The 21,946-nt window shown below is 72.9% G+C and carries 25 protein-coding genes; 13 read left to right on the forward strand and 12 right to left on the reverse strand.

Annotated elements, in window-relative coordinates:
- Nucleotides 1-80 precede the first annotated feature (80 nt).
- From VFZ92_RS11215 to VFZ92_RS11225, 3 genes are read left to right on the forward strand one after another with little or no spacing between them, the layout of a single operon-like run.
- Entirely contained in the window at nucleotides 81-605 is a 525-nt protein-coding gene (locus tag VFZ92_RS11215; protein ID WP_330875781.1) for a PadR family transcriptional regulator, read from the forward strand.
- Nucleotides 602-1,276 (forward strand): ABC transporter ATP-binding protein, encoded by a 675-nt coding sequence (locus tag VFZ92_RS11220; RefSeq protein ID WP_330875782.1) that lies wholly within the window; start codon nucleotides 602-604, stop codon nucleotides 1,274-1,276. Before VFZ92_RS11215 ends, VFZ92_RS11220 begins: the two co-directional genes overlap by 4 nt.
- Entirely contained in the window at nucleotides 1,273-3,570 is a 2,298-nt protein-coding gene (locus VFZ92_RS11225) for an ABC transporter permease (protein WP_330875783.1), read from the forward strand. Before VFZ92_RS11220 ends, VFZ92_RS11225 begins: the two co-directional genes overlap by 4 nt.
- On the opposite strand, the gene VFZ92_RS11230 is transcribed toward VFZ92_RS11225, so the two are convergent.
- Nucleotides 3,539-5,554: an NACHT domain-containing protein gene (locus tag VFZ92_RS11230; protein ID WP_330875784.1), complete on the reverse strand. Its 2,016-nt coding sequence runs from the start codon at nucleotides 5,552-5,554 to the stop codon at nucleotides 3,539-3,541. The two genes, VFZ92_RS11225 and VFZ92_RS11230, sit on opposite strands and share 32 nt — an antisense overlap.
- An 85-nt stretch (nucleotides 5,555-5,639) precedes the next feature.
- On the opposite strand from VFZ92_RS11230, the gene VFZ92_RS11235 reads away from it, so the two are divergent.
- Complete coding sequence (locus VFZ92_RS11235; protein ID WP_330875785.1) at nucleotides 5,640-6,035, forward strand: zf-TFIIB domain-containing protein; 396 nt, start codon at nucleotides 5,640-5,642, stop codon at nucleotides 6,033-6,035.
- Here the strand turns inward: VFZ92_RS11235 and tgmC are convergent.
- Complete coding sequence (gene tgmC, locus VFZ92_RS11240; RefSeq protein ID WP_330875786.1) at nucleotides 6,032-7,189, reverse strand: ATP-grasp peptide maturase system methyltransferase; 1,158 nt, start codon at nucleotides 7,187-7,189, stop codon at nucleotides 6,032-6,034. The genes VFZ92_RS11235 and tgmC overlap by 4 nt on opposite strands.
- Before the next feature lie 125 nt (nucleotides 7,190-7,314).
- Here tgmC and VFZ92_RS11245 point away from each other — a divergent pair, with 125 nt between their 5' ends.
- From VFZ92_RS11245 to VFZ92_RS11265, 5 genes are all read left to right on the forward strand, one after another.
- Nucleotides 7,315-7,719 carry a helix-turn-helix transcriptional regulator gene (locus tag VFZ92_RS11245; RefSeq protein WP_330875787.1) on the forward strand — a complete coding sequence of 135 codons (405 nt, stop codon included), beginning with the start codon at nucleotides 7,315-7,317 and terminating at the stop codon, nucleotides 7,717-7,719.
- 5 nt (nucleotides 7,720-7,724) lie between these two features.
- Complete coding sequence (locus VFZ92_RS11250; RefSeq protein WP_330875788.1) at nucleotides 7,725-8,411, forward strand: hypothetical protein; 687 nt, start codon at nucleotides 7,725-7,727, stop codon at nucleotides 8,409-8,411.
- A 142-nt stretch (nucleotides 8,412-8,553) separates the two neighbouring features.
- Nucleotides 8,554-8,874 carry a DUF2516 family protein gene (locus tag VFZ92_RS11255; protein WP_414719865.1) on the forward strand — a complete coding sequence of 107 codons (321 nt, stop codon included), beginning with the start codon at nucleotides 8,554-8,556 and terminating at the stop codon, nucleotides 8,872-8,874.
- Nucleotides 8,871-9,575, forward strand: a complete 705-nt coding sequence (locus VFZ92_RS11260; protein ID WP_330875790.1) for an alpha/beta hydrolase — start codon at nucleotides 8,871-8,873, stop codon at nucleotides 9,573-9,575. The genes VFZ92_RS11255 and VFZ92_RS11260 overlap by 4 nt, the downstream gene beginning before the upstream one ends.
- Nucleotides 9,576-9,603: 28 nt before the next feature.
- Entirely contained in the window at nucleotides 9,604-10,152 is a 549-nt protein-coding gene (locus tag VFZ92_RS11265) for a type 1 glutamine amidotransferase domain-containing protein (protein ID WP_330875791.1), read from the forward strand.
- Nucleotides 10,153-10,184: 32 nt separating this feature from the next.
- Here VFZ92_RS11265 and VFZ92_RS11270 read toward each other — a convergent pair whose 3' ends face one another.
- Nucleotides 10,185-10,943, reverse strand: coding sequence for a MerR family transcriptional regulator (locus VFZ92_RS11270; RefSeq protein WP_330875792.1), 759 nt, complete (start codon nucleotides 10,941-10,943; stop codon nucleotides 10,185-10,187).
- Between the two features lie 71 nt (nucleotides 10,944-11,014).
- Here VFZ92_RS11270 and VFZ92_RS11275 point away from each other — a divergent pair, with 71 nt between their 5' ends.
- Complete coding sequence (locus VFZ92_RS11275) at nucleotides 11,015-11,578, forward strand: YbaK/EbsC family protein (protein WP_330875793.1); 564 nt, start codon at nucleotides 11,015-11,017, stop codon at nucleotides 11,576-11,578.
- Between the two features lie 3 nt (nucleotides 11,579-11,581).
- On the opposite strand, the gene VFZ92_RS11280 is transcribed toward VFZ92_RS11275, so the two are convergent.
- The 8 genes from VFZ92_RS11280 to VFZ92_RS11315 form a co-directional block, all read right to left on the reverse strand.
- Nucleotides 11,582-12,238, reverse strand: coding sequence for a M15 family metallopeptidase (locus VFZ92_RS11280; protein ID WP_330875794.1), 657 nt, complete (start codon nucleotides 12,236-12,238; stop codon nucleotides 11,582-11,584).
- Nucleotides 12,239-12,316: 78 nt separating this feature from the next.
- A complete protein-coding gene (locus VFZ92_RS11285) occupies nucleotides 12,317-13,396 on the reverse strand; it encodes a hypothetical protein (RefSeq protein WP_330875795.1) in 1,080 nt (359 codons plus the stop codon).
- A gap of 40 nt (nucleotides 13,397-13,436) precedes the next feature.
- A complete protein-coding gene (locus VFZ92_RS11290) occupies nucleotides 13,437-13,589 on the reverse strand; it encodes a hypothetical protein (RefSeq protein ID WP_330875796.1) in 153 nt (50 codons plus the stop codon).
- A 58-nt stretch (nucleotides 13,590-13,647) separates the two neighbouring features.
- Nucleotides 13,648-14,538 carry a hypothetical protein gene (locus VFZ92_RS11295; protein ID WP_330875797.1) on the reverse strand — a complete coding sequence of 297 codons (891 nt, stop codon included), beginning with the start codon at nucleotides 14,536-14,538 and terminating at the stop codon, nucleotides 13,648-13,650.
- 137 nt (nucleotides 14,539-14,675) lie between these two features.
- A complete protein-coding gene (gene purU / locus VFZ92_RS11300; protein WP_330875798.1) occupies nucleotides 14,676-15,551 on the reverse strand; it encodes a formyltetrahydrofolate deformylase in 876 nt (291 codons plus the stop codon).
- A 19-nt stretch (nucleotides 15,552-15,570) separates the two neighbouring features.
- Complete coding sequence (locus VFZ92_RS11305; protein ID WP_330875799.1) at nucleotides 15,571-16,305, reverse strand: maleylpyruvate isomerase family mycothiol-dependent enzyme; 735 nt, start codon at nucleotides 16,303-16,305, stop codon at nucleotides 15,571-15,573.
- 5 nt (nucleotides 16,306-16,310) lie between these two features.
- A complete protein-coding gene (locus tag VFZ92_RS11310; RefSeq protein ID WP_330875800.1) occupies nucleotides 16,311-17,129 on the reverse strand; it encodes a class I SAM-dependent methyltransferase in 819 nt (272 codons plus the stop codon).
- Nucleotides 17,108-17,602 carry a DUF2505 domain-containing protein gene (locus VFZ92_RS11315; protein WP_330875801.1) on the reverse strand — a complete coding sequence of 165 codons (495 nt, stop codon included), beginning with the start codon at nucleotides 17,600-17,602 and terminating at the stop codon, nucleotides 17,108-17,110. Before VFZ92_RS11315 ends, VFZ92_RS11310 begins: the two co-directional genes overlap by 22 nt.
- On the opposite strand from VFZ92_RS11315, the gene VFZ92_RS11320 reads away from it, so the two are divergent.
- Both VFZ92_RS11320 and VFZ92_RS11325 read left to right on the forward strand, forming a co-directional pair.
- A complete protein-coding gene (locus VFZ92_RS11320) occupies nucleotides 17,589-18,722 on the forward strand; it encodes a UDP-N-acetylmuramate dehydrogenase (protein ID WP_330875802.1) in 1,134 nt (377 codons plus the stop codon). The genes VFZ92_RS11315 and VFZ92_RS11320 overlap by 14 nt on opposite strands.
- Nucleotides 18,723-18,814: 92 nt before the next feature.
- Nucleotides 18,815-19,795: a hypothetical protein gene (locus VFZ92_RS11325; RefSeq protein ID WP_330875803.1), complete on the forward strand. Its 981-nt coding sequence runs from the start codon at nucleotides 18,815-18,817 to the stop codon at nucleotides 19,793-19,795.
- Between the two features lie 82 nt (nucleotides 19,796-19,877).
- Here VFZ92_RS11325 and VFZ92_RS11330 read toward each other — a convergent pair whose 3' ends face one another.
- Nucleotides 19,878-20,591, reverse strand: coding sequence for an SDR family NAD(P)-dependent oxidoreductase (locus VFZ92_RS11330; RefSeq protein ID WP_330875814.1), 714 nt, complete (start codon nucleotides 20,589-20,591; stop codon nucleotides 19,878-19,880).
- Between the two features lie 183 nt (nucleotides 20,592-20,774).
- On the opposite strand from VFZ92_RS11330, the gene VFZ92_RS11335 reads away from it, so the two are divergent.
- Nucleotides 20,775-21,914 carry a L,D-transpeptidase gene (locus VFZ92_RS11335; RefSeq protein WP_330875804.1) on the forward strand — a complete coding sequence of 380 codons (1,140 nt, stop codon included), beginning with the start codon at nucleotides 20,775-20,777 and terminating at the stop codon, nucleotides 21,912-21,914.
- Nucleotides 21,915-21,946 lie beyond the last annotated feature (32 nt).

Genomic DNA, 21,946 nt, shown 5'->3' on the forward strand with positions numbered 1-21,946 from the left:
GTGAGGGGCCCATCCACCCGACCCAACCTGTCTTCCAGGGGTATGAACCGTGTGTATACCTCGTGTGTATAGTCGCCGGCATGTCACTCGGACACGCCCTGCTCGGTCTGCTCGAACGCGGCCCCGGCCACGGGTACGACCTCAAGAAGGCCTACGACGACCGGTTCGGCCAGGACCGGCCCCTGCACTACGGGCAGGTGTACACGACGCTGTCCCGCCTGCTGCGCAACGGACTCGTCCAGGAAGCGGGCGTCGAGTCCGGCTCGGGGCCGGACCGGAAGCGGTACGCGATCACCGACGCGGGCGTCACCGACGTCGAGAAGTGGCTCGTCACGCCGGAGAAGCCCGAGCCGTACCTCCAGAACACGCTGTACACGAAGGTCGTGCTGGCGCTGCTGTCCGGCCGCGAGGCCGCGGACGTGCTCGACACCCAGCGCGCCGCCCACCTGAACGCCATGCGCGAGCTGACCCGCCGCAAGACCGGGGGAGACCTCGCCGACCAGCTCATCTGCGACTACGCCCTGTTCCACCTCGAAGCCGACCTGCGCTGGCTCGAACTCACCACCGCCCGCCTCGACCAGCTGAGGAAGCGGGTCGCCCGATGACCCTGCTGTCCGCCACCGACCTGCACAAGGCCTTCGGCCCCACCCCCGCGCTCGCGGGCGCGGGCCTCTCCGTCGACCAGGGCGAGATCGTCGCGATCATGGGGCCGTCGGGTTCCGGCAAGTCCACGCTGCTGCACTGCCTCGCGGGCATCCTGACCCCCGACGCGGGCGAGGTCCACTACCGGGGCGTCGACCTCGGCACCATGTCCGACGGCAGGCGCAGCGAGCTGCGCCGCACCGAGTTCGGCTTCGTCTTCCAGTTCGGCAGGCTCGTGCCCGAGCTGTCCTGCGTCGAGAACGTCGCGCTGCCGCTCCGCCTGGCCGGGGTCAAGCGGCGGGACGCCGAGCGCCGCGCGACCGAGTGGCTGGAGGAGCTGGAGGTCGCCGACGTCGCCGCGAAACGGCCCGGCGAGACGTCCGGCGGCCAGGGGCAGCGCGTGGCGGTCGCCCGCGCGCTGGTCACCTCGCCGAAGGTGATCTTCGCCGACGAGCCGACCGGCGCGCTCGACTCGCTCAACGGCGAACGCGTGATGACCCTGTTCCTCGCCGCCGCCCGCGCGACCGCCGCCGCCGTGGTCCTGGTCACCCACGAACCGCGCGTGGCCGCGTACGCCGACCGCGAGGTCGTCGTCCGCGACGGCCGGTCCCGCCTCGTGGAGCACGCCGGGTGAAGGGCTGGGTGAACGACCTCGCGCTCGGCGTCCGCATCGCGTTCGGCGGCGGCCGGTCGTCGTGGCGGCGGCTCGCGCTGACGGGTGTCAGCGTCGGGGTTGGTGTGGCGGTGCTGTTCGTCGGCGCCTCCGCGCCGACCGCGTTCGGGGAGCGGCAGGCCCGGCAGGACGCGTCCAGGGTGCAACCCGGTGAGGAGCGGCCTCCCGGCGTGGATCCGCTCTACCGCGCCTACGCCCCGGAGAACTTCGGCCGCGAGGAGATCATGGGCAGCTACGTCTGGCCCGGCGGCCCGCGCGCCCCGATCCCCCCTGGTCTGCAACGGATACCGGGTGACGGGGAGATCGTGGTCTCGCCCGCGCTCGCCGACCTGCTGGCCTCGCCCAAGGGCGAACTGCTGCGGCCCAGGTTCCCGCAGCGGGTCGTCGGGACCATCTCCCAGGAGGGCCTGATCGGTCCGAACCACCTGCTGTTCATCGCTGGTGACTCGACCATCGAGAAGAACGACCGGACCGCGTTCTACTCGTTCGGGCTCGATCGCGCGCACCCGCGGGCCGGCACCAACCCCTGGTACTGGGCGCTGGGCCTCATCGGCGCGGTCGTGCTGCTGCTGCCGGTGCTGGTCTTCGTCACGATCGGCACCCGGCTCGCCGGTCCGGAACGCGAACGCAGGCTGGCGGCGCTGCGGCTGCTCGGCGCGAGCGCCCGCCAGGTGCGGAGGATCTCCACCGGGGACGCGCTGGCGGGCGCCGTCGTGGGCCTGGTGCTCGGCGCGGGCGCCTTCCTCGGCCTGCGGGGGTTCGTGGAACGCGTCGAGCTGTTCGGGGTCAGCACGTTCGCGAGCGACCTGACCCCGCACCCGCTGCTGGCCCTGCTGGTGGTGGTCGTCGTGCCCGTGCTGTCGGTCGCGACCGCGCTGGTCACCATGCGCGGCAGCGTCGTCGACCCGCTCGGCGTGGTGCGCCAGTCCGCACCCGCGCGGCGGCGGCTGTGGTGGCGGTTCGCGCCGATCCTCGCGGGCGTCGGCCTGCTGGCGGTCCAGGCCGAGACGCTCCTGGAGCACCCCCTCAGGGGGAACCCCGAGCTGACGCTCGCGGCGGTCGCCCTGCTGCTGCTGGGGATTCCCCTGGTGCTGCCGTGGGTCGTCGAGCGGTCGGTCGGGCGGTTCCGGGGCGGGCCACCGTCGTGGCAGCTCGCCGTGCGCAGGCTCCAGATGGACAGCGGCTCGGCCGCCAGGGTCGTGGGCGGGGTCGCCGTCGTGCTCGCGGGCGGCATCGCGCTCCAGACGATGATGATCGGCCAGGAGGCCGGTGTCCGGGATCGGCAGCTGGGCGTGTCGGACGTGGAGCGCAACCTGTTCATGGCCTACGTACCCGAAACCCTGAGCGCTCGCATCGACGCGATCGCCGAGGACGTCCGCGCGACCGAGGGCGTCCGGTCGGTCGTGGCCGTGCGGCAGTTCACCGTCCGGCGGGCGGGGTCGGTCACGCCGTTCGGCGTGTCCGTCGGGTCGTGCGCGTCCCTGCGCTCGATCGCGCGGTTCGACCAGTGCCAGGACGGCGACGGGTTCCGGGTCCGCGGTACCTCCGAGGAGGGGCCGGAGGCGGGTGAGGTCGTCGACGTCCTCGACTTCGCGACCCAGGTGCGGGTGAGCGGCCAGTGGACCGTTCCCGAGCTGCTCGACGTCGAGGCCTCGCAGAACGGCTCGCTGTACCAGGTCCTCCTCACCCCCGGCGCGCTCGGCGGGCTCGACGTGACCGGCACCCGCGGTCGTCTCGAAGTGGTGCTGGACCCGTCCGTGCCGGACGCGCTCGACCGTGCGATCACCGCTTTCGGACCGGTCGGACGGCACTCGCTGACCAGGTCGTTCCTTCCCCCCGACCCGGAGGACAAGGCCTCGGACTACCGGACGCTGCGGCAGGTGTTCCTCGCCGGGACGCTGCTCGTGGTGGTGCTCGCCGGAGCGAGCCTGCTGGTCCTCGCGCTGGAGCAGGTGCGCACGCGGCGGCGGCCGTTGGCGGTGCTCGCGGCCGGAGGGGTGCCGCGAAGCACGCTGCTGTGGTCGCTGCTGTGGCAGAACGCGGTGCCGCTGGGGCTCGCCGTCCTGGTCGCGGTGGCGGTCGGGTCGGGGACGGGCCTGCTGTACCAGCGGGTGTCGCTCCTCCCGCTGGGGCTCGACCTGACCGGGATCGGGGTGCTGACCGCGACGGTCGTGGGCGTGGCGCTGCTCGTGACCCTGTGCACCCTGCCCGCGGTGCGGAGGGCTACCGGCGCGACGGGGTTGCGCGCGGAATGAGCCCGATCCCGCGCGCGACGGGCTTGTCGGCCAGGCGGTCCTGCACCAGTGCGTGGCGGAACTGGTAGCAGGCACCGGCCTGGCGCAGCACGCCGAGCTTGCGGGCGTCGTCGAGGAACACCATCAGCTCCCACGGCAGCCTCATCCGCGCGGCCAGCCAGATCCGCGCCACGGTGAACCACCACCAGCGCAGGTGCAGCACGGACAGCGCGAAACCCAGCAGCAGACCGGACGACAGGCCGAGGCCGATCATGCCGCTCTGGTGCACGCCGAACACCATGGCCGCGGCCGCACCGAAGACCACACCCAGCACGAGGGAACCGGTCCACACGGCCATGCGGTCGCGCGCCATGGTCCACTGCGGGCTCGACGGGTGGGTCAGCTCGGTGGAACTGGCGGTGGCGAACCGCAGCGCGGTCGCCACCGCCAGACCGAGCCCGACCACCAGCCCCGCGGACAGCCCGTACAGGGCGCCGAACACGAGACCGGTCGCCGTGCCGATGGTCCCGCTCGTCACGACCAGGCTGCGCCACACGCCGAGGCGCGGTTTCGCCGTCCTGGCGCGGAACGCCCTGCTGGACGCCGTCAGCGCGGCGACCGCGACCACGGCGCCCGCGATGAGCCCGGTCAACGGGGCGATGCCGGGGGTGCCCGCGTACGCCATCAGCCAGCCGACGCCGAACCCGCCGATCGAGCCGACGGCGAGCGCGCCGAGCAGTGCGAGCCACGCGTTGCCGACCGACCGCCGCAGGTCCCACCAGCCCAGCTCGCGGACGCCCTGGTCGCGCATCTGCCGCGCCAGGAACCCCAGCCAGCGCCGGGCTTGGTCGCGGGGCCACGCCTGGCTCGCGTGCGCCTGGTACGCCGTGTCGACGTTGCCGAACACCCGCTCCACCAGGCTGTCCGCGAGGTGGTCCTCGATCGCCTTCTGGTCGGCGAACCTCGTGCGGTCCAGCAGTTCGGACGGCTCGCCGACCCCCGTGCCGTAGACCGTGCTCGCCAGCCACACCATCAGCGGCACCGACAGCACCTCCGCCAGGTGGCCCTCCGGTTCGGCGCGCAGGTGCAGGAAGATCGGCTCCCAGCCCGCCGCCTTCACGGGGTCGGCGCCCGCGCGCAGGTAGGCGGCGACCTCCTCCAGGTCCAGCGGGTGCAGCTCCACCACGTCCGCGCCGGGCACCGCGCCGACCCGCGACACGGTGTCCACGAACTCGTCGATGCGGCTGGTGATCACCAGCGGCGACTTCACCGGGAACGCCCGGTTGATCCGCTGCACCGCCTCCGCCCGCTGTGCCTGCGGGATCTCGTCCAGCCCGTCCAGGATCGGGAACACCCGGCGCTGCTCGACGAGCAGGTCCGCCGCGTAGCTGCCGTACAGCTCGGTGTTGCGCAGCGCGGGGTGGTCCTCGTAGAGCCTGCGCGTCATCCACGTCCGCACGTCCTCGACGGCGGGGTCCCACGTCGAGAGCGGCAGCAGCACCGGTACCGCTCCGTCGAGGTAGCGGTCCAGCAGGCCGATCGTCAGCAGCATCGCGACGGTGCTCTTGCCGCTGCCGGGTTCGCCGATCACGACGATCCGGTGGTGCGGCTGGCGTTCGAACGCGCCGACCACGCCGTCGCTGTGGCCGGGGGGAGCGGCGGGCCGGTCGCTCACGTCCAGCTCGGTGGCCGTCCAGTGCAGGTCCAGCAGGTCGCCGCGCTCGGTCAACTTGCGCGCCGTGCACTCCTCGGCCCACTGGAGGTGCAGCGCGGTCGCGAGCGCTTTCGCCGCGGCGTCGAGGTTCTGCTCGGTCGCGAGGCCCGCGGCGCGGCGGCGGTGCAGCCAGGGGTCGAGCACGGCGAGGAACACCAGGAACGCGATCGCCAGTCCGCCCAGCCAGACGTGCGGGTCGACACCCGCTCCCGTGACGAGCAGACCGACCAGCGTGAGCAGAGCGGCGAGAGCGCACCCCGTGAGCACAGCGCGTTGGCGAAGTCTGGACACCCCGGCATCATGACTCACCCGTCACACCAGGTGTCGACACGGGCACGCTCGTGTCACCTGTGTCGTTCCTGCGTACGCTCGTGTGGTGATCTGTCCCAAGTGCCAGGACCTCATGCGGACCATCAACCGGGGTGGCGTCCACATCGAGCAGTGCGAGCGCTGCCGCGGCGTCTTCCTCGACGGCGGCGAGCTGGAGCAGATCGTGGCGGCGGAACGCGAGCACTACGCCGACGCCCCGCCGCCCGCGCACATCCCGCTGCCGCTGCCGCACGAGAACCCAGACCCCACAGCGGTTCCACCGCCTCCGCCGCCGCCCGCGCCGCCCACGCACTCCTCGCAGCCCGCGGGGGTTCCGCCGCCGTACCAGCCGCCGCCCGGTACGCCGCCGCCCGGCTACCCCGCTCCGGGGTACGGGTACCAGCAACCGGGCTACTACCCGCCGCCGCGCAGGCGCAGCTTCCTGGAGGAGCTGCTCGACTAGCCCGGTGAGCAGACCGGCCAGTCCAGGTCGCCGAGGTGGAACCGCTGCCCCTCGGGGCCGACGGTGAAGGCGAAGTGGTCCCGGCGCGGTCTGCCCAGGTCGAGCCACTGCCGGTAGCCCCGTTCGGCGAGCTGCCACAGCCTGCGCGGACCGCCCTGCTCGACGCGCGGGGAACCGGTGCGCAGCCGGGCCCACGAGCCGTCGGGGTGCGCGAGGTGGACGCGGTGCCGGTCCCCGTGCCCCACCACGACGTCCGGGAGCACGAGGCCCGCGAAGAACTCGAACGGGCTGCCGGGGTCGACCACCAGTTCCGGGTCCAGCGCCGTGCGCCCGCGCTCGTCCGCGGGGGCGCCGCGGGCGATCTCCAGCACGTCGGCGGCCCAGCCGTGGGCGTGGGCGCGCAGCGGCATGAACCGGCCGTCCTCGGCCAGCACCCGGCCCCGGCCACCGCCGCGGCCGTCCGACACCAACCGCACCAGGCCCGCGCCGATCGACCGGTTGAGCGTCGTCACGACGAGCCCGCCGGGCTTGGTCTGGGTGAGCCACGCGGTCGGGATCCGCGACACCGCGCACGTGCAGAGCACCCGGTCGTACGGCGCCCGTTCGGGGCACCCGAGCTCGCCGTCGCCCACGACGCACGTCGGTTCGCCGCCCACCGCGGCCAGGTGGTCGCGGGCCCTGGCGAGCACGCCGGGGTCGACGTCGACGGTCGTCACGTGCTCGGCGCCCAGCACGTGGCACAGCAGCGCCGCGTTGTAGCCCGTGCCCGCGCCGATCTCCAGCACGTCGTGGCCCGGCTGGACGCGCAGCGCCTCCAGCATGATCGCCATGATCGTCGGCATGCTCGACGAGCACGTGGGCACCCCGTGCACGGCGCCCTCGTCGACCGCCCGCTGCCACGCCCCGTCGTCGCCGTCGAGCTGGGTCACGCACACGCGGTCGCGGTAGACGAGCGGGAGCCAGTCGGGGTCGTCCGCGTCGACCGGACCCCACCGGCCGTCGGTCAGCTGGCGGAAGAACCGGGGCAGGAACGCGTGCCGGTCCACCTCGCGGAACGCCCGTGCCCAGCGCGGATCGCGCACCGCGCCGTCGGCGAGCAGGTCGTCGACCAAGCGGGTGCGGAGTGCGGTCGCGTCGTTCGCGGTCTCGTGCACGTGGGCTCCCACCTCCGACTTTACCGGTGTGTCGGAGGCCACGGGGGTTTTGCTAGCAGCCTGCTTGCAACTGCTAGCACCCGCGCGTAACGTCGTTGTCGAGCCGGACGGAAGGAGACCCCGCCGTGGACAAGTCCATCGACAAGGCGGTCGCCGACCTCGGCCGCGACATCGGCGACTACATCAAGCAGCAGCGCAGCAACGCGAAGATCTCGTTGCGGGAGCTGTCGAAGCTCGCCGGTGTCTCGAACCCGTACCTCAGCCAGATCGAGCGGGGCCTGCGCAAGCCGAGCGCGGAGATCCTCCAGCAGATCGCGAAGGGGCTGCGGATCTCCGCCGAGGCGCTCTACGTCGAGGCCGGGATCCTGCAACAGCGGGAGGGCGGCGCGTTGGCCGACGCGATCGCCGCCGCACCAGAGCTGACCGAGCGGCAGAAGCAGGTGCTGCTCGACGTCTACGAGTCCTTCCGGCGGGAGAACGCCGCCAAGCAGTCGAAGTCCGATGTGGACGGTAACGAACCCGAGGAGTGATCTCCATGCCGAACATCCCCAGCCAGGAAGAGCTGCGCAAGGCGGGCGAGCAGGCCGCCGCCGCCGCGCGCACCCCGCTGCTCGCCGCTCTCGGCGCCGGTGACCTGGCCACGAAGGCCGTCATCGAGGCCCTGAACAAGGCCAAGCACACGCTCGACGAGCGCGCCGAGGCCGCGAAGACCGCGGTCGACGAGCTGCCCGGCGAGGTCGCCGGTCTCCGCGAGAGGCTGGAGCCCGCCGAACTGCGCAAGCTGGTCGACGCCTACACCCAGTCCGCGCTGCACCTCTACAGCTACCTGGCCGAGCAGGGCGAGGCGACGCTGGAGAAGCTGCGCTCGCAGCCCCAGGTCAAGAAGGCCACCGCTCAGGTCGAGGAGGCCGTGGAGGCCGCGCAGAAGCGCGCCGAGTCCGCCGCCGCCGACGCCCGCGAGATCGCGGACGACGTCCTCGGCAAGGTCACCCGCCGCACCCGTTCGGTCGGCGAGAAGACCGCCGTCGCCATCGACGACGTCAGCGAGGCCATCGCCGAGACGGTCGAGGAGGTCGGCGGCGAGGTGGCGCACGAGGTGCGCAGCACCACCCGCAAGGCCGCCAACCGGACCGCCCCGCGCAAGCCCGCGGTCACGGCGACCAAGCCGTCGAGCACCACCCGCACGACCCCGGCCCGCAAGTCGCCGAGCACCACCAAGTAGCACCGGGTCACCACGTGGGCCGCGAGGCCGCGTCGGCAGGTCGGGCCTCGACGACGATCGGGGCCCGAACTGCCGTCCGGGAGCGGCCGAGCCGCCGCGACGACGTCGCGGCCTTGATACGGCACGTACTCTGGGTCCCGTGTTGTTCTCGAGGGTGCCACCGTTCAACCCCCTGTACCTGGATGCCTGGATCCTCTACGGGGTGGGCTGGGCCGCGCTGATCATGGGTGTGTACGCGTTCGCGCACGCCGTGACGCAGCGCGCCGACGCCTTCACGGCCGCCGAGAGGCTGACCAAGCCCGCGTGGCTCGGCATCACCGGCGGTGGCGCGTTCGTGCTCATGGTCTTCCAGCTCAGCAGCCCCGGCGGCATGTTCTGGCTGGCGGGCGTCGTCGCGGTGATGATCTACGTGGTGGACGTCCGGCCGAAGCTGATCGAGATCCAGCGCGGTCCGCGCTGGTGAACCCCCTGCCCAGCGGTCTGCGCTGGCAGGCGTTCGGCAGCGGCGGGCCGACCACGCTGATCGTCCACGGGCTGGGCGCCACCGCCGGTGAAGCCCGCATCCCCGCCTCCGGCCTGCCGGGGACCCGCGTCATCGTGACGCTCCCGTCGCACAGCGGTGCCGCCGACGCGCCCGACGGCTACTGGACGTACCCGCGGATCGCCCGCGACCTGTGGGACGTCGCCCAGGAGGTCGGGGCCACCCGCGCCATCGGCGTCTCGCTCGGCGCGGGCGCGCTCGTGGCGCTGCTCGCCTCCCGGCCCGACGCGTTCGAGCGGGTGGCACTGCTGCTGCCCGCCACCCTCGACCGGCCCCGCCCCCGGCAGACCGTGGAAGACCTGGTCAACGCGGTCGAACTCCCCGAGGGCGTCGACGCGGGCGCCTACCTCCAGGCTCGCGCGGCGGCGTTCCGGCGGCTCAGCGCGGCCGTCGCGGCGATGCCCGGCCAGGTGAGCGTCGCCGAGCCCGGCGTGCTGGCCCGCGTGACCGCCCCGGTGCTGGTCGTGGCCGCGACGGACGATCCGCTGCACCCCGAACCGGTCGCGAAGGCGATGGCCGCCGCGTTCCCCGCGGGTGTGCTGGAGGTGTACCCGTCGCGCACGCCGCTCGTCACCCATCGGCGTGAACTCCGGGCGCTGCTGGTCGACTTCACCCGTGTGTGAGGCCAGGTCGTTCGGGTAACCGAGGGCCATGGCTGAACAGAAGAAGATCGCTTTCCTGGTGGCCGACGAGGGCATCGAGCAGATCGAGCTCACCGACCCGTGGCAGCACGTCGAGAAGGCGGGCGGCGTGCCGCGGCTGTTGGGCCCGAAGCTCGGCACCGTCCAGGGGTACAACCACCTCACGCCCGCCGACACGTTCGACGTGGACGTGGCGTTCGCCGACGCCGTCGACGGCGACTACGACGCGCTGGTGATCCCCGGCGGGGTCGCGAACTCCGACCTGCTGCGCATGCAGCCCGACGCGGTGCGGATCGTGCAGGAGCACGTGGCCGCGGGCAAGCCCGTCGCCGCCATCTGCCACGGTCCGTGGCTGCTGGTGGAGGCGGACGTCGTGCGGGGCAAGATGCTGACCTCGTTCCCCAGCCTCAAGACCGACATCCGCAACGCGGGCGGGAGCTGGGACGACGTCGAGGTCCAGGTGTGCGTGATGAACGGCTGGACCCTCGTCACGAGCCGGAACCCCGGCGACCTGGAGGACTTCAACCGGGAGTCGCTCAAGGCCTTCGGCCTCGGCTGATCACCGGGATCTGCAGCTCCCGGTGACGTCCCCTACAGCCGCGCCCGCGCGTAGGCGGCGATGGCGTCCCGCACGTACTCCGCGAAGCCCTCGGCGTGCGCGTCGAACTGCGACTTGAAGTCCGGCGCGTCCACGTACAGCCGGCCGAGGCCCGTGTAGGACTCCCGGTTGGGCGTCCAGCTCAGGCAGATCCAGCGGTAGTGGCGGTCGGTCAGCTCCAGCGCCTCGGGCGCGTCGACCGCCACCCCCGCGTCGAACAGCGCCGCGTACCGCTCGGCGACGTCCTTCCACTCGGCCGTGAACCGGTCGACCTCCGCCTTGTCCCAGGACCGCATCTTCGCCTTGCTCTCGGCGATGTGCTCCTTGGCGCCCTCGCCGTAGCGCTCGACGAGCTCCTCCTCGTAGCGGGCCTGCTTGTCGGCGTCGAACCCCTCGAACAACTCCTCCATCTTCACGTTCTCACCTCCTTCCATCTCCTCGATCGTCTTCGCCACGGTGGAGGCCAGCAGCCCCAGCCGTTCCTGCTCGGCCCGCAACCACCGCTCGTGGTTGCGCAGCACGTCGACCGCCCGGTGCCTCCCGTCGAGCACCTCCCCGACGGTGTCGAGCCCCAGCCCCAGCTCGCGCAGCAGCAGGATCTGCTGCAACCGGAGCACCTGCTCGCGCTCGTAGAACCGGTAGCCGTTGGTCCCGACCCGCGCGGGCACCAGCAGGCCGATGGCGTCGTAGTGCCGCAGCGTTCGCGACGTCACCCCCGACATCCGTGCGACCTCGGCGGTCGACCAGGCCATGTCCCTGTCCTCCCTCGCCCGACCAACGGTAGGCGTTGACGCTGCGTCAACGTCAAGCGTCGTTTGGCAGGATGGTCGGGGTGTGGACCATCGCAGGCTCCCTGACGCCCGTACCCGCCCTCGACCGCCTCGACCTGGTGGCCGCCCCGGTGGCGGCCGCGCTCCGCGCGCTGGACCCGTCCGACGCCGCCCGGTGCGCCGTGTCGGAGATCGACCCGGCCCTGGCGGACACGGCCGAGTTCTGCGCGTTCTACGGGTCGCCGCTGTCCGCGTCCGCGAACTGCGTCGTCGTCGCCGGGCGGCGCGGGGACGTGACCCGGTACGCGGCCTGCATGGTCCTGGCCACCGCTCGGGCCGACGTGAACGGGGTGGTCCGGCGGCGGTTGGACGCCAGGCGGGCGTCCTTCGCGCCGATGGACGACGCCGTGTCGCTGACCGGCATGGAGTACGGCGGCATCACGCCCGTCGGGGTGCCGCAGGACTGGCCGGTCCTGCTGTCACCCGAGGTCGCCGCCGCCCCGGAACTGGTGATCGGCAGCGGGATCAGGGGCAGCAAGCTGCTGGTGCCCGGCGACGTGCTGGTGAAGCTGCCGGGTGCCGAGGTCGTGGAGGGGCTGTCGCGACCGGTCGGGTGACCGTCAGAGCCGCAGGTCCCGCGGGCCGTACAGGGCGGCGGGGGCTCCGGTGAGCATGGCCCAGTACCGGTCGCCGTAGGACCAGTGCCACCACTCGGTGGGGTAGTTGACCAGACCCGCGGTGCGCAGGGCGCGCACCAGCAGCCGCCGGTTGTCCCTGGCCGTCGGCGGGATGTCGGGCGCGTCGGTGTAGCAGGCGTTCGCGCTCTCCTCCGGTGACGCGTTGACCTCGGTGCCCATCGGCAGCTCCTCGCCGCTCTCGGTGCACAGCGTCAGGTCGACGGCTGCCCCGCTGACGTGCGGCGCGATCTCCGGCGGCGAGATGTACCTGCTGGCCTGGTCCCGGACCTCGGTCTCGCTCCACGACGGGTTGTCCGAGCGCAGCACCCCGGCGTACTCCTCGAAGTACCGCTCCTGGAGCCACAGCGGCCGGTACGCCTCCACGACCAGCAGCCGCACGCCCGCGGGCAGGTGCCCCTGCGCGACGAGCAGCCGCTCCACCACCCCGGCCCTGAGGTGCACGTACGCCCCGGCCGGGTCGGCCTGGCGGTCGTCGAGCGCCAGCTCCCCGATCGTGCGGAGGTCCACGAGGGGCTCCCCGCACTCCCGCGCGGGCAGGTCGGCCACGCGGGGGTTGGACAGCAGCACGAGTTCGGTCACGGTGTCACCTGCGGTGCTCGTCGGGAAAACGGTGATTGTGACCGACGAACCCGTGGTCGGCCGCGCGTCGGGCCGGGTTCACCCCTCCTGGTACTCCTGGAGCATGGCGAGGGCCTCCTCGACGTCGTCGGTGACGACGATCCACCGCTCGGCGTCGCGCCCGCGGGCGAGCTGCTGCACCAGCGGGGCGGCGGGCACCTCGTTCAGCCAGAAGTCCTTGCCGAGGAAGACCATGGGGGCGGCCGGGCCCACGCTCCCGTAGTAGTTCTGGCAGAAGTCCTGGAACACCTCCTGCACGGTCCCGGCCTTGCCCGGCGTGTACACGATCCCGCCGGTGGCGACGGTCAGCAGGCCCTCCTCGCGCACGGAGTTCGCGAAGTACTTCGCGTGCAGCTCGCACGCCGGGTTGGGCGGCTCGTGGCCGTAGAACCAGGTCGGGATGCCGATCGTGCGGGGCGCGGGGCCGGACGGCAGGTCGGTCGGGAACGCCGCCAGCCACCGCCCGATGCTCTCGTCGTCGCCGCCGAACCCCGGCGCGGCGGAGATCCGGCCGAGCACGTCGGCCACGTCGCCGCCGTCGGCCAGCCGGACGCCGAGCGGCACGGCCTCCATCGCGCCCGGCCCGCCGCCGGTCAGCACGGTGAGGCCCGCCCGGCCCAGCGCGACGCCGAGGTCGACGGCCGCGCGGTACCCGGCGGAGTCGCGGCCCAGCGCGTGGCCGCCCATGACGGCCACCGGCTTCCCGGTCAGCACCTCGTCCAGGGCCTCGGTGATGGCGTGGTCGTGCAGCCGTTCGGCCAGCGCGTGCAGCGGGTCGGGGTGCTTCCCGAGGCGCCTGCTGTGCCGGTAGATCCGCGCGTCCGGGGTGTCGGCGTAGGACGCGGGTGTCGTCGGGTCGAAGCCCGCGAACAGCTCGGCGGGCGTGTAGAGCCTGGTCCGGTACACGTCGTACGGCACGTCCGGGATGGCCGGGAACGTCAGCGCCCCCGCGGCTTCCGCCCGCCGCTGCAACGCCGGGGACAGCAGGCAGCCGAGGAACAGCGCGCCGTCGAGCGGCCCCCGGACGTCCTCACCCGTCAGGTCGAGGCCGGTGAGGACCGCGCCGCGCAGGTCGGTCGCCGCGCGCAGCTGGTCGAGGTCGCTGATCTCGGTTCGCACCGCCGAATCCTACGGCGGCGCGGACCGGGATCACCCCCGGTCAGCGGTAACGGGTCGTGCAGGACCGGGCCGAGCCGGTGAGGAACCCCTCGACCCGTGCGAAACCGGACGGAATGGTCTCGCCCTTCGCGTCGCCCGCGCCGGGGCCGACGTCGCCGTCCTGCTCGCCCGGCCGGGCACGCCCTGCGAGCACCCGGCGAGCAGCGCGGCGGAGACCGCCGCGACCACCAGCGCCCTCACGGTGCGGTGCCTCAGCCCAGGAAGACGGACTTGACGCCCGACGGGAACCCGAGCGCGGCCAGGTTCGGCACGTCGTCGGTCACGACCGCCGACTTGCCCTTGCAGCCGACCTCGGACCAGACCTTCATGGAGCCGCTGACGGTCAGCGAGAGGAAGCCGCCGCGCAGGTCGTTGCAGCCGGGGGTGGCGATGCCGGTGGCGAAGTTGGTGCCGCTGGTGTCGTCGAAGTTCTTGCCGCTGAACAGGGTCGCGGACTGGGCGGGCTTCGCGTCGGGCGCGGCGACCGGCGGGACGGGCTTCTCCGCCGGGCCCGCCTTCGCGCCGTTCGGGGTGGTGCCGAACCACGTGCCGCCGACGCCCTGGCCGAGCGTGTCACCGGGGTTGACGTCCTTGGCGAACCGGTAGAGCGGCCAGCCCTTCAGCGTGACCTGGACGTGGCCGTCTTCGCGCTTCACGAAGCCGACGTCCGCCTGCTCGACGCCCGCGATGAAGACCTTGCCGCCCTTGGCGACCGTCACGGGCGGCCACGTCTTGGCGCACTCGTCGTCGCAGGTCGCCCTGGACGGGTCCGCGGAGTCCTTGTCGAACCGGTACAGCGTGAACCCGGAACCGTTGACCACCACGGGGTCCAGGTCGCCCGCCGCGGAGGCGCGCAGCGAGACCCACTTCTCCTTGACCTCGACCGGGGCCTCCGGCGGGGCCGTGTCACCGGCCTTCTCGTCCGCCTTGTTCGACCGCGCGGTGCCCGAGAGCAGCGTCGCGTCCTCGGCGTCCCCGGTCCGCGACTGGGCGGGGGCCGGTGCGGGGGCCGCGGTGCCGCCGGTGGTGCCACCGCAGGCGGACAGCGCGATCGTCCCGACCGCGAGGAGGGCGGCGAGGGGCCAGACGTGCTTGCGCGGCATGGGGTTCTCCGAGTGGTGTGGCGAGCCGGGATTCGGTGTGCGACTCGTACACGCATCCGGGCGGCGACCGGTTCACCCGAGTTTCGCCGGACGGCGGGGTCTGCGCCTTCAGGCGGCGCGGGGTGCGCTCGCGGGCATCAGAAGATGACGGTCTGGTTGCCGTGCACCAGCACCCTGTCCTCCAGGTGCCAGCGCAAACCCCGCGCCAGCACGGCCTTCTCCACGTCCCGTCCTTTTCGGACCATGTCGCCGATGGCGTCGCCGTGGTCGACCCTGATCACGTCCTGCTCGATGATCGGCCCCGCGTCCAGGTCGGCCGTCACGTAGTGGCAGGTCGCCCCGACCAGCTTCACGCCGCGGCGGTGCGCCTGGTGGTACGGGCGGGCACCGACGAACGACGGCAGGAAGCTGTGGTGGATGTTGATCGCCTTGCCGATCCAGTCGGCGCACAGCTCGGGCGGCAGGATCTGCATGAACCTCGCCAGCACGACGGCGTGCGGCCTGTTCGCGTCCACCAGCTGCCGCAGCTGGGCGAACGCGGCCTGCTTGCCCTGGGGGTCGTTGGCCGGGAACGGCACGTGGTGGAACGGGATGCCGTGCGCCCTGGTGATGCCCGCGAGGTCGGCGTGGTTGCCGATGACCGCGGCCACGTCGGCGTCCAGCTCGCCCGCCGCGACCCGGCCGAGCAGGTCGTAGAGGCAGTGGCCCTCCTTCGACACCAGGATGACGACGCGCTTGCGCTCGCCGGTGTCGGTGATCCGCCAGCTCGTGGTCCCGCCCAGCTCCCGCGCGATCTCGGTGAACCGGGCGCGCAGCTCCGTCGCGCCGAACGGCAGCGAGTCCGCCCGCACCTCCTGGCGCGTGAAGAACCAGCCCGTGTCCGGGTCGGTGTGGTAGGCCGCCTCCACGATCCAGCCGCCGTGGTCGGCGAGGAACGAGGAGATCCGGGCGACGATGCCCGTCCGGTCGGGGCACCCGAAGGTGATGACGTAGCGGCGCTCAGGCTGGGGCACGGGGTAGGAGTATCCAGGATCACACCCTGGGCAGTGCGTCCAGGAGTGCGGTGTCGCCCGTCACGACCGCGCCGCTCGGCCTGCCCCACACCGCGCGGAACAGCGAGTCGGCCGTTCCCGCGACGGTCGCGTCGGCGTCCGTGCCGGAGCCGGTGACCGGGCCGACGGCGGGTGCCTCGCCCGGCGTGAGCCGCACCTCCCAGGCCCGGCCCGCGTCGGCGGCGTGCAGCACGAGGACGCCCGCGCGCTCCACCGGCCTGCGGCGGGCGGCGATGACCGTCATCCGGGTCAGGAACTCGTCGACCCCGTCGGCGGCGAACTCCGGCGTGAACAGCAGCGGCGGCACGTCGGCACCCGACCGCGCGTGTTCCGCGTCCAGCCGGTGGATCGCCGTCTCGTGCGCCTGCCTGCGGGCCCAGGAGCCCGCCGTCCCGGCGCCGACGAGCGTCCACCGCGGCGTGGCCGGGTCGGTGGCGCGCAGCTCGTCGGCCAGCTCCACGACCCGCTCGTCCCACCAGGTCAGCAGGCCGTCCCACTCGTCCGGCGCGCCGGGCCACTCGGGCCGCTGGTCGACGGACTCGGACCGCAGCGCGGCCAACGCCCACGCGTTCACGCCCGCGATGTGCCGGACGAGGTCGTGGACGGTCCACAGGGGACAGGTGTCGACCGGGGCCGACGGCCCGGCCTCCACGGCCGCCGCGCGCAGGGCACGGGCTTGGGCGGTGTAGTGGTCGACGAACTCGCGGTGCTCCACCCCGATCACCTTAGGGGGCTGACCGCGTCCCACGGCAGCGTGATCTCCCCGAGCCGCCAGCGCTTCCGGGTGTCGAGCACCGGCCAGCCGCGCGCGGCCAGCAGCCGCACGGCCTCGACCCAGCGGGCGCGGGGGCCGAACGGGGCGAACGGGGCCGCGGTCGCCCAGCACGCGTCCAGCTCGGCCAGCAGCCGGTGCACCCGCTCGCCGTCGACGTTGCGGTGGATCAGCGACTTGGGCAGCCGCTCGGCGAGGTCGCCGGGGGTCTCCAGGTCGGCGGGCAGGCAGGCGAGCGTGAACGTCAGCGGCCCGTCGGCGTTCAGCGCGACCCACGAGCAGCGCCTGCCGATCTCGTCGCACGTGCCCTCGACCAGCAGCCCGCCCGGCGCGAGGCGGCCGAGCATCGTCGTCCACGCCTCGTTCGCCTGCTCCTCGGTGTACTGGCGCAGCACGTTGAACGCGCGCAGCAGCACCGGTCGCCGTCCGGCCAGCTCGAACCCGCCGCGCCGGAACTCCAGCCGCGGCGGGTCGGCCGCGGCCTCCCCGGCGGCGACGCGGTCGGCGTCCAGTTCGAGGCCGAGCACCCGCACGTCGGCGCGCACGGCCCGCAGCCGCGCTGCCATCTCGACCGTGGTCACGGGGGTGGCGCCGTAGCCGAGGTCGACCACGAGCGGGTCGGGCGCGGCGGTCAGGGCGTCGACGACCAGCGGCGTGCCGACCATCCAGCGGTCGACCCGCCGCAGCCGGTTCGGGTTGGTGGTGCCCCTGGTGGGGAGGCCGAGCGTGCGCGCCCGGCCTGCGGCTAGCCGCGGTTTGCGAGCCATTCGGTGGTGAACTCGTTTTCCTTGTCGAGCAGCGCGGCGACCTGTTCGGCGATCATCGCCTCCAGCTTCCCGCCCATGAGCGGGATGCTGACCTTGACCTGGCCGGTGAGCGTCGTCCTGCTGCCGCCCGCGTCCTCCGCGAGCACGATCGTGCCGTCCAGCCTGCCGGGCACGCCGTTCAGCGTCACCTCGACCGTGCCGGTCGTGCCCGCCTCGGTCCACACCTCGGCCCGGTGGATCACCAGGTCGCCGCCGAGCAGGCTCTTGGCCACCGACGGCAGGTGTTCGGCGGGCACGCCCTGCTTGAGCTGGTACGACGTCTTCCCGCCCGCGGAGCTGAACGACACGAGCCGCGCGTCGGTGCCGCCGAGGACGGCGAGCCGGTCGCGCAGGTGCGTTTCGTCGACCAGCGCCCGGAAGACGTCCTGCACGGGCCACGTGGACGTGGTGTGGTGCTCGATGCGGCGTGCCATGGCGCGGAGGTTACCGTTGACGGTTGTGACCACCCCGCTGTCCAGTGCCCAGGCGCGCACCGCTGTGCCGCTCGCCGAGCGCACCACGTTGCGGCTCGGTGGCCCGGCCACGACGTTCTCGCAGGCCACCACCGCCGCCGACCTCGTGGAAGCCGTGCGCGCGGCCGACGCCGCCGGTGAGCCGCTGCTGCTGCTCGGCGGCGGCTCGAACCTCGTCGTCGCCGACGCGGGCTTCGCGGGCACCGCGGTGCAGGTGGCCACGACCGGCCGCCGCGCCGACCCGCTGGGCGACGGTCTGGTGCAGTTCACCGTCGAGGCGGGCGAGAACTGGGACGACGTCGTCGCCGACGCCGTCGCGCAGGGTCTCGGCGGGCTGGAGTGCCTGTCCGGAATTCCCGGTCAGGCGGGTGCCACCCCGGTGCAGAACGTCGGGGCGTACGGCGTCGAGATCGCCCAGGTGCTGACCTCGGTCGACCTGATGGACCGCAAGCGCGACGGGAGCGTCCACCACCGCTCCGCCGACTCGCTGGGCCTCGCGTACCGCACGAGCGTGCTGAAGGGCACGGACCGCGCGGTCGTGCTGCGCGCCCGGTTCGCGCTCACCGCGGGCGGTCTGTCGGCGCCGATCCGGTACGCCGAGCTGGCGCGGGTCCTCGGGGTCGCGCAGGGTGACCGGGTGCCGGTCGACGCGGCCCGCCAGGCCGTCCTGGAGCTGCGGCGCGGCAAGGGCATGGTGCTCGACCCCGCCGACCACGACACGTGGAGCGCGGGCTCGTTCTTCACGAACCCGCTGGTCGACGACTCGACGCTGGCCGGTGCCCTGATCAGGATCGCCGAGCGGATGGGTCCGCACGTCGACGTGCCGGTCTACCCGGCCGGGGCGGGCTACTCGAAGCTGTCGGCCGCGTGGCTGATCGAGCGGGCCGGGTTCGGCAAGGGCTACGCGGGCCCCGGCGGCCGGGTCGGCCTGTCCACCAAGCACACGCTCGCGCTGACCAACCGCGGGAACGCCACCACCGAGGACCTGCTGGAACTCGCCAGGGAGGTGCGCGACGGCGTCCGGGTGGCCTTCGGCGTCGAACTGCACCCGGAGCCGGTGCTGGTGGGCTGCGAGTTCTAGCGCTCTCCTGCCGACGGCCGAACGGGTGACCTTGCGTGACCAGATCCTCACCACGCGTGTTTCATTGAGGTGAGCACTTCACGGAGGTCGACATGGCCTACCTGGGCGAGCACGTGCGTGCGGCGATCCGGCCGATCAAAAGACGCGTCGAGGACGAACTGCTGGCCCGACCGGGTGTGGTCGGCGTCGACATCGGCGAGAAGACCACCGGCGGCAAGCCGACCGGGCGCGCGGCGATCGTGGTCTACGTCGGGCTGAAGCACCACAGCCAGCGCTACGCCATCCCGGTCCAGTACAGCGGCGTGCCCACCGACGTGGTCGAGGACTCGTTCGTGCCGCACCGCGCGCTGGCGTCGTCGGACGGCGTCCACGGCGCCGAGCGCCACCAGTGCCTGGTGGGCGGCATCGGCGTCGGCCCGTGCCGGTCGATCCGGTTCGTGCCGCCGGACGTCGCCGTGCCCGGTGACTACTCGGTCGTCGGCACCCTCGGCGCGCTCGTGACGCCCCGCGCGACGACGCCCAGGGTGATGGCCCTGACCTCGTTCCACGTCGCGTGCGTGGACGACGCGTGGGCCGTCGGCGACCTGATGGCGCACCCGAGCGTGGTCGACGGCGGCCACCCGTGGGACGACCGCATCGGCACGCTGGCCCGCGCCGCCCTGTCCGGTTCGGTCGACGGCGCCACCCTGCTGCTCAGCAGCCACCTCGACTGCCGGGCCGAGGTCGTCGGCCTGGGGCCGGTGCGCGGCCGGGCCGCGGCCGTCGTCGGCACGGCCGTCCGCAAGCGCGGGCGCACGACCGGCCTCACCGGCGCAGTGGTGGCGTCCACGGACGCCTCCGTGTCGCTCGACTTCGGCAACGACCTCGGCGTCCGCACCCTCCGCGACCAGGTGCGCGTGCAGGCCGCGCCCGGTCACCGCTTCGCCGACCACGGCGACTCCGGCGCGGTCCTGCTCGACGACACCAACCACGTCGTCGGCCTCTACTGCGCGGGCAACCCGAGCGGCTCGATCGGCTTCGCCAACCCGATCGACCACGTGCTGGACCAGTTGGACGTCGACCTGCTGTTCTAGTTCGGACGTGGACCTGCCCTGGTCGCGAGACCGGCCTGCCGACTAGGGGGCGGCCGAGCCGGAGCCCGCGGAGCAGCGACCATCAGGCGCGGTGCACCCGCGTCGCGCTCGCCTGGTCCCTCGGGCGCAGGACGATCTGGTCCAGGTTCACGTGCGACGGGCGGGTCACGGCGAAGGCGATCGTGTCGGCCACGTCGTCCGCGGTGAGCGGGGTCATGCCCTGGTAGACGCCCGCCGCGCGCTCGGTGTCGCCCTTGAAGCGGAGCACGGAGAAGTCGGTCTCGACCATGCCCGGCAGGATCTCGGTGAACCGGACCGGCCTGCCCAGCAGCTCGCCGCGGAGGCTCCGGTGCAGGGCCGCCTGGGCGTGCTTGGCCGAGGTGTAGCCGGAGCCGTTGTCGTAGACCTCGAACGCGGCGATCGAGGTGACGGTCACCACGTGGCCGTCGCCGGAGGCGATCAGCTTGGGCAGCAGGCCCTTGGTCATCCGGAGGGTGCCGAGGACGTTCGTCTCCCACATCCAGCGGTAGTCGTCCTCGGGGTAGTCGATCACGCCGGCCATGCCGCGAGCGCCGCCCGCGTTGTTGACCAGCACGTTCGCTTCGGGCACGCGGTCGAGGAAGGCGGCGACGGAGTCGGCGTCCGTCACGTCAAGCTCGACGGCCGTGCCGCCCAGCTCATCCGCGATACCCTGGAGGAGATCGAGTCGGCGGGCTCCGAGCACCACGTGGAACCCCTGTGCCGCGAGCTTGCGGGCGGTCGCTTCCCCGATGCCGGCGCTCGCTCCGGTCACCACGGCGGTTCGACGGTCGTTTGTCACGGTGCGATCGTGCCGTGCTGGTCCGACCGGCGCAGCGCCTATGACGAGCATCACTCCCGATCGTTGGGCACGTGGACGCCGTCGGGACGTCCTTGACTAGTGGGGGAACACGAACAGCGAGGGCTCTGGAGGTCGATCGTGCGGACGAAGCTTCGAGCCGTGACCGCGTTGCTGCTGGGCGCGGCCCTGCTGGCGGGCTGCTCCAGCACGGAGGCGGGCAAGCCGAGCCGGGAAGGCGCCGGGTCGCCCGAGTCGCCCTCGATCGCGAAGTTCACCGCGGTGCCCGCCGTCGACGCGAAGGACGTCCCGGTGAACGTCCCGGTGAACGTCACCGTGTCCGACGGGACGATCGACGAGGTCGCCGTGTCCAACCCCGAGGGCGCCCCCGTCGCGGGGAAGCTCGCGGACGACAAGAAGTCGTGGGCCACGACCGAGCCGCTCGGGTACGGGAAGGCCTACACCTACAGCGGCAGGGCGACCGGCACCGACGGCAAGAAGGTCGAGCTGGAGGGGGCGTTCACCACCGTCGCCCCCGCCGCCCAGGTCCGCGGGACGCTCTTCCCCGTCGACGACCAGCAGGTCGGTGTCGCCGTTCCGATCATGGTGAAGTTCGACGCGCCGATCACCGACCGGGCGGCCGTGCAGAAGGCCCTGACGGTCACGAACGACAAGGGCGTCAAGGGCGCCTGGGCCTGGTTGGGCGATCAAGAGGTGCACTACCGGCCCGAGGCCTACTGGCCCGCGAACACCAAGGTGCACGTGGAGGCGAAGCTCTACGGTGTCGCCTACGGCGGCGGTGCCTACGGTGCGGCGGACGTGACCAGTGACTTCTCCATCGGCCGGAACCAGGTCGTGAAGATCGACACGCCCACGCACCAGCTGGTGGTGCAGCGGGACGGGCAGACCGTGGCGACCTACCCGGCCAGTTTCGGCCGGGACGCCGATCCTGAGCTGACCACGCCCAACGGGACGTTCGTGGTGATGCAGAAGGACGAGCAGTGGAGCTTCGACAACCCGCAGTACGGGTACACGAACGTGCTGAAGAAGTGGGCCGTGCGGTTCTCGAACCACGGTGAGTTCATCCACGAGAACAACGACAACGCCGCGAACATCGGGAGCAACAACACCTCCCACGGTTGCGCCAACCTGCTGGAGGCCGATGCGAAGGCCTACTACGACACGGCGATGATCGGGGACCCCGTGGAGGTGGTCGGGTCGATCACCACCCTGCCCGCCAAGTACGACTGGTACGACTGGCAGATCCCCTGGGCCCAGTGGCAGACGATGTCGGCCATCTAGTGGGCGGCCCACCCCGGTCGGGGTGGCCGGGG

The organism is Umezawaea sp., assembly GCF_036375055.1.
In the GTDB taxonomy this organism is placed as follows: domain Bacteria; phylum Actinomycetota; class Actinomycetes; order Mycobacteriales; family Pseudonocardiaceae; genus Umezawaea.